The sequence below is a fragment of the Actinosynnema sp. NPDC059335 genome (assembly GCF_042752395.1).
Taxonomy (GTDB): domain Bacteria; phylum Actinomycetota; class Actinomycetes; order Mycobacteriales; family Pseudonocardiaceae; genus Actinosynnema.
Map to the genome: position 1 here is coordinate 1 of NZ_JBHYXZ010000263.1, position 6,626 is coordinate 6,626.

Sequence of the window (6,626 nt, forward strand, 5' to 3'; positions counted from 1 at the left end):
GCCTATTTGGTTGGGTGTGGTGGGCTGGGTCTGTTTTACACTCGCCCGCCGGGGCCGCCCCCGGGGCGGGCCGCTGGGGGGGGCGCGCGCTGACGGCCGACTTCGTGGAGCGCTTCGACCTGCCGGTGAAGATCGGCGCGCCGCTCGCGGTCGAGCCGACCGACGTGCTGCCGCGCGTCGAGGCGCGCCGGCTGGACCGCTGCGAGCAGGTCGCGGTGGTCGCCGCCCGCCAGGCGTGGGCGGACGCGGGCTTCGGCGACGACGACGTCGACCCCGAGCGGCTCGGTGTCGTGGTGGGCACCGGCATCGGCGGCGCGATGACGCTGCTCGACCAGGACGACCTGATCGAGGCGTCGGGCCTGCGCAAGGTGTCGCCGCTGACCGTGCCCATGCTCATGCCCAACGGTCCGGCCGCGCACGTCGGCCTGGACCTGAAGGCCCGCGCGGGCGTGCACGCGCCGGTGTCGGCCTGCGCGTCCGGCGCCGAGGCGCTGGCCTGGGCGTACCGGATGCTGAAGTCGGGCGAGGCGGACGTGGTCGTGGCCGGTGGCGCGGAAGCGTGCATCACCACCATCACCATGGCCGGGTTCATCCAGGCCCGGACCATGAGCACCCGCAACGACGACCCGGAACGCGCGTCGCGCCCGTTCGACGTCAACCGGGACGGGTTCGTGCTCGGCGAGGGCGCCGGGATCATGGTGTTGGAGCGCGAGGACTTCGCCCGCGCCCGCGGCGCCCGGATCTACGGCAGGCTCGCGGGCATCGGCACCAGCTCCGACGGCCACCACATCACCGCGGCCGACCCGGAGGGCATCGGGCAGTCCCGGGCCATCGCGAAGGCGATCCGCACCGCGGGCGTCGACCCGGCCGACGTGGGCCACGTCAACTGCCACGCGACGTCCACCCCGGTGGGCGACGTGATCGAGCCGCAGGCCGTGCGCCGGGCGGTGGGAGACCACCCGGTGCTGACCGCGCCCAAGGGCAACCACGGCCACCTGCTGGGCGCCTCGGGCGCGGTGGAGGCGATCACCACGCTGCTGTCGGTCCGCGACGGCATCGTGCCGCCGACGCTGAACCTGGAGAACCAGGACCCGAAGGTGCAGCTGGAGGTCGTCACCGGCGAGCCGCGCAAGATCGACCTGATCGCCGCGGTCAACAACTCGTTCGGGTTCGGCGGGCACAACGTCTCGCTCGTCTTCACCCAGGCCTGAGCACTCCGGGCCCGACGTCTCACGAGGAGCTTCGCGATGACTGCCCTTGCGGCCCGACCGGTGGACCCCGGGGCGGACGGCGGGACCGACCCGCGCGACCCGGAGGTCCGGCTCGCGCAACTGCTCGACCCGGGGTCGATCGCGCCGCTGCGGCCCCGCGACGGCAGCGGCATGGTCGCCGTGCGCGGTCGGATCAACGGCGCGAAGGTCGTGGCCTACTGCAGCGACGCCACGCGCATGGGCGGCGCGTTGGGGTCCGAGGGGTGCGGGCACATCGTGGAGGCGATCGACATCGCGGTGCGCGAGCGCACCCCGGTGATCGGCGTCTGGCACTCCGGCGGCGCGCGGCTGCCGGAGGGCGTGGAGTCGCTGGACGGCATGGGCCGGATGTTCGCCGCGATGATCCGGGCGTCCGGTCGGGTGCCGCAGATCTCCGTGGTGGTCGGCCCGGCGGCGGGCGGCGGTGCGTACGGCCCGGCGCTGACCGACGTGGTGATCATGGCCCCGGCCGGCAAGGTGTTCGTGACCGGGCCGGACGTGGTCCGGTCGGTGACCGGCGAGCAGATCGACATGGACGGGCTGGGCGGCGCGGAGGCGCACGGGCGCAAGTCCGGCGTCGTGCACGTGGTCGCCGACGACGAGCCGGACGCCTACCGGCGGGCGCGGCGGCTCACCGGCCTGTTCGCCCAGCCGGGCGTGTTCGACCTGCACTCGGTGCCCGACGGCGACGACCTGCGCGCGCTGCTGCCGGAGCAGCCGCAGCGGGCCTACGACGTCAAGCCGCTGGTGCGCGCGATCCTGGACGACGACTCGTTCGAGGAACTGCAGGCGAAGTGGGCGGCGAACATCGTGGTCGGTCTGGGCCGGCTCGGTGGCCGCACGGTCGGCGTGATCGCGAACAACCCGATCCGCAAGGGCGGCTGCCTGGACTCGCTGTCGGCGGAGAAGGCGGCGCGGTTCGTGCGCATGTGCGACGCGTTCGGCGTGCCGCTGCTGGTGCTGGTGGACGTGCCGGGCTACCTGCCGGGCGTCGGCCAGGAGTGGGACGGCGTGGTGCGGCGCGGCGCGAAGCTGCTGCACGCGTTCGGCGAGGCCGTCGTGCCGCGGGTGACGCTGGTGACCCGCAAGTCGTACGGCGGCGCGTACATCGCGATGAACTCGCGGTCGCTGGGCGCCACGGCGGTGTTCGCGTGGCCGATCGCCGAGGTGGCCGTGATGGGCGCCAAGGCCGCGGTCGGCATCCTGCACCGCAAGAAGCTGGCCGCCGTGCCGGACGAGGAGCGGGAAGCGCTGCACGCCGAGCTCGTGGCGGAGCACGAGCGGATCGCGGGCGGCGTGGACCGCGCGATCGCGATCGGCGTGGTGGACGAGGTCGTGGAGCCGACGCGGACGCGGCGCAAGCTCGCGGAGGCCCTGGCGGCGGCGCCCGCCGGGCGGGGCGCGCACGGCAACATCCCGCTGTAGGCGGGACCGGTGTGGGTGGGGTCGTTCCGTCGGGGGGCGACCCCACCGCCGTGTCAGCAGGCGGTGAACTGGGACGTGGAGCCCTCGGTGCCGAGGTCGACCCGCAGCGCGTCGCGGTCCACCTGCAGCGGGTAGACCACGCGCCAGTGGATGCAGTCGGCCTGGAGGTCGGCGGGCGCCTTGGCGACGTCCTGCGTGCTGGTGAACGTCATGAGCACCCGCAGCCTGGTCGGTGACACCGACTCCACCCGGTGCACCAGGATCGACCCGTCGCGCGAGCTCTCGTAGTCCGAGAGCCACCGCGACTTCGGCGTCTGGCCCACCCGGTGCGCGGTCACGGTCTTGGCCCACTGCTCGTAGTCGTGGTCGTTGATGGCGTCGAAGAACTGCTGGAGCACCTCGCGCACGCGCTCGCCGTCCGGGTGCTGCGCCGCGTCGGCGCTGAGCCGCACCGTGCCGCTGCCCGGCTGCGCGCTGCGCGGCACGGGCTCCGACGACCCCGAAGCGGTCGCCACGACCTCGTCGCCCGGCACGACCGCGGGCCGCTGGTAGACCTCGCGCGCCAGCACGCCGACGCCCGCCGTCGCGGCGGCGACCAGCAGCACGGCGGGCAGCACGAGTCTCGCGGACACCTCAGGAGCGTGCCACAACCCCCGTCCGCGCCCGGAACCACCCGTACGGCCCAGCGGTTGCCCCGAACGATGCGGTTCAACCCGACGGACACGGCTACCGACAATGGTCACGACGTGAAGCCGAAGCCCCTTTCCCACCACTTTGCGGGTTCATCGGAGCAAAAATCGCGTCCGAACGTCGCAGACCACGACGCGACAACGGTCCGTGACCGAACCCGCAATTCAGCGGACAAAGAAGAAAACCCCAGGTCGCCACGCCGCAAACCGATGAACGATCGCGTTTCGTTTAGATGTTGTTCGCCTGCCGTTTCCGCTGCATCGAGTGCTCAAACATGACGATCGGGTGAACCTTGCGAACCTGAGTCCACCGGCAGTGTCAATCCGAGGAAAACTCATTAGCTCGTACGGACGACGACACCCCCCGAAATGGTGGATTGGCTTCACCGGCGTCGTCGTGCGGGAATATGCCGGTCGAAGAAATTGCAAGGAGGCGAAATCCGGTGGATCTCCGCTATGAGGCGTACTGCTTCGCGGACCGTCTCTTCTACGACGTCCAAAGCCACGCGGAAACCGCCGACGACGATTTCTCGCAGGTGCTGCCGGCGCTGCCGGAGGGGTGGTCGCAGGGCGACCGCAACATCTGGCGGCACACCTACCCGCGGGACGTGCCCCTGCCGAAGCAGGGCTGGAAGATCCACGTCTCGGCGACCGTGCTGAACGCGGGCGAGGTCCTGCTGAAGTCCTACGAGTACCTGGTGGCCCGCCGCATCCCGTTCAAGTACCTGCGCACCAGGTCCATCGTGCTGGCCCGCAACTCGAAGTACGCGCCCCGTGAAGGCAGCGGCAAGCTCATCACGATCTACCCGGCCGACGAGTCCCAACTGGAGTCGACGCTGCGGGAGCTGTCCGACATTCTCCGGGGCCAGCCGGGCGCCTACATCCTGAGCGACCTCCGCTACGGCGCCGGCCCGTTGTTCGTCCGCTACGGCGGGTTCGTCGAGCAGTGGCTGGAGAAGGACGGCAAGCGCGTGCTGGCCATCGAGGGCCCGGACGGCACGCTCGTGCCCGACCAGCGCAAGCCGACTTTCTGGACACCGGAGTGGGTGAAGATCCCGGCGTGCCTGGAGGAGCACCTGGCCGTGCGCCGGGCGGGCAGCGCGGACGAGTTCCCCTACCGGGTGCTCCGCTCGCTGCACTTCTCCAACGGCGGCGGCGTGTACGAGGCGATCCGCAAGTCCGACGACCGGCGGGTGGTGCTCAAGGAGGCCAGGCCGCACTCGGGCCTGGACCGGCTGAACGTCGACGCGGTCGCCCGCCTGCACCGCGAGCACGAGATGCTGGAGCTGGTCGCGGGCGTCCCGGGCGTGCCCGAGGTGTTCGAGCGCTTCACGGCGTGGGAGCACGAGTTCATGGCCATGTCCGAAGTGCCCGGTCGCCCGCTCGGCCAGTGGCTCGGGCAGCACTACCCGCTCACCCACCACGAGGTCTCCGACGAGGCGGTCGCCGCCTACACCGAGCGCGCGCTGAAGATCATCGCCGACGTCGAGCGGATCATCGGCGACGTGCACGCCCGCGGCCTGGTGTTCTGCGACCTCCACCCGCTCAACATCCTGGTGGACGACGACGACTCGATCTCGCTGATCGACTTCGAGCTGGCGTTCCGCGTCGAGGAGGACAAGAAGCCCACGCTCGGCTCGCCGGGCTTCCAGGCGCCGCCGGACCGCAGCGGCTTCGAGATCGACGAGCACGCCCTCGCCGCGCTGCGCCTGTACGTCTTCCTGCCGCTCATCACCATCCTCGAACTCGCGCCGGTGAAGCTGCGGACCCACGTCGACTTCGTCCGGCGCCGGTTCGGCCTGTCCGACGAGTACTGCGCGAAGATCCTCGCCGGCATGGAGCGCCGCGTCGACCCGCCGACCGAGTCGCCCACGACCGCGCTGGACGCGCCGGAGCCGGAGCTGCCGGTGGTGCTCAAGATGGTCGCGGCGGCGATCCTGGCCAGCGCCACCCCGCAGCGCGACGACCGGCTGTTCCCCGGTGACGTGGAGCAGTTCGAGACCGGCGGCGCCACCTTCGGCTACGGCGCGGCGGGCGTGCTGCACGCGCTGGACGTCACGGGTCAGGGCCGGTTCCCCGACCACGAGCGGTGGCTGCTGGAGGCCGTGCGCCGCGACCCGCCGAAGGAGCCCGGCTTCTTCAGCGGCGCCCACGGCATCGCATACGTGCTGGAGGAGTTCGGCCACCACGACCTCGCGGGCGAGTTGGTCCGCTCCTACGCCGCGATGGTGCCCGACACCGAGGACCACGGTCTCGGCTCCGGCCTCGCGGGCATCGCGCTCAACCTGCTGCACTTCGCCGGCACGCGCGACGACGAGACCTACGCCGAGCAGGCGCTCCAGCTGGCCGAGCGCCTGGACACCGCGCTGGCGAACGTCGAGCCGCCCGGTGACAAGGCCCGCGCGGGCCTGGACCACGGCTGGTCCGGTCCCGCGCTGCTGTTCCTGCGCCTGTTCGAGCGCACCGGCGACCGGCACTGGCTGGACGTGGGCGTCAAGGCGCTGGAGCGCGACCTGGCCGAGACGATGATCGCGTTGGACGGCTCGACGCAGGTCCGGGACGGCACCGCCCGCACCCTGCCCTACGTCGGCACCGGCAGCGCGGGCATCGCCCTGGTGCTCAACGAGTTCCGCCTGGTCGAGCCGGACCTGCCGGTGCTGGAGAAGCTGCCGGACCTGCTCAGCGCCACGACCGGCGAGTTCGTCATCCAGCCCGCGCTGATGCTGGGCCGGGCCGGTCTGCTGGCCACCCTCGTGCACACCGGTGGGCCCCGGCGCGCGATCGACCGGCACCTCGCCTCGCTCTCCTGGCACGCCATCCCCTACCAGGGCGGACTGGCGTTCCCCGGCATCCAGCTCCGGCGGTTGTCGATGGACCTGAACACCGGTGGGGCGGGCGTGCTCCTGGCGCTCGGCACCCTCGCGAACGGCACCCCGATGTTGCCGTTCCTCAAAGCCCCGGCCCTCGCGGGTCGGTAGCAGTACCCCGATCCAGTCCCCCCGACCAAGGAGTTACCACCATGGACTTCATCCTCGACCTGCAGGACCTGGAGACCCCCGAGGCCGCTTCCAACGCGATGGCGTCGGGCGGCAGCAGCAGCGGTGGCGGCGGCAGCACCTCCGCCTCCGGCCTGTCCCTGCTGGGCTGCGGCGCGCACTCCACCGTCAGCCTCGTGATCTGCTAGTTCGACTCGCAACTCCGCTGCACCCCGGGTGAGCGGCGCAGTCGAAGTGCGCCGCTCACCCGTTACCCAGGGGGGTTC

Annotated in this window: 4 protein-coding genes and 1 pseudogene; 4 read left to right on the top strand and 1 reads right to left on the bottom strand. The window is 71.8% G+C overall.

What is annotated here, in order from left to right:
• Positions 1-65: 65 nt before the first annotated feature.
• Positions 66-1,211 (top strand): annotated as a pseudogene (locus ACFXGA_RS39020) (beta-ketoacyl-[acyl-carrier-protein] synthase family protein); the annotation flags it as partial.
• A gap of 36 nt (positions 1,212-1,247) precedes the next feature.
• Positions 1,248-2,675 (top strand): acyl-CoA carboxylase subunit beta, encoded by a 1,428-nt coding sequence (locus tag ACFXGA_RS39025; RefSeq protein WP_378097864.1) that lies wholly within the window; start codon positions 1,248-1,250, stop codon positions 2,673-2,675.
• A gap of 53 nt (positions 2,676-2,728) precedes the next feature.
• Here ACFXGA_RS39025 and ACFXGA_RS39030 read toward each other — a convergent pair whose 3' ends face one another.
• The gene (locus ACFXGA_RS39030; protein ID WP_378097867.1) at positions 2,729-3,307 is read right to left on the bottom strand and encodes a hypothetical protein; all 579 of its coding nucleotides are present in this window, start codon (positions 3,305-3,307) and stop codon (positions 2,729-2,731) included.
• A 500-nt stretch (positions 3,308-3,807) separates the two neighbouring features.
• Here ACFXGA_RS39030 and lanKC point away from each other — a divergent pair, with 500 nt between their 5' ends.
• Both lanKC and ACFXGA_RS39040 read left to right on the top strand, forming a co-directional pair.
• The gene (gene lanKC, locus ACFXGA_RS39035) at positions 3,808-6,342 is read left to right on the top strand and encodes a class III lanthionine synthetase LanKC (protein ID WP_378097870.1); all 2,535 of its coding nucleotides are present in this window, start codon (positions 3,808-3,810) and stop codon (positions 6,340-6,342) included.
• 41 nt (positions 6,343-6,383) lie between these two features.
• Entirely contained in the window at positions 6,384-6,548 is a 165-nt protein-coding gene (locus ACFXGA_RS39040; protein ID WP_378097873.1) for a SapB/AmfS family lanthipeptide, read from the top strand.
• Positions 6,549-6,626: the final 78 nt, after the last annotated feature.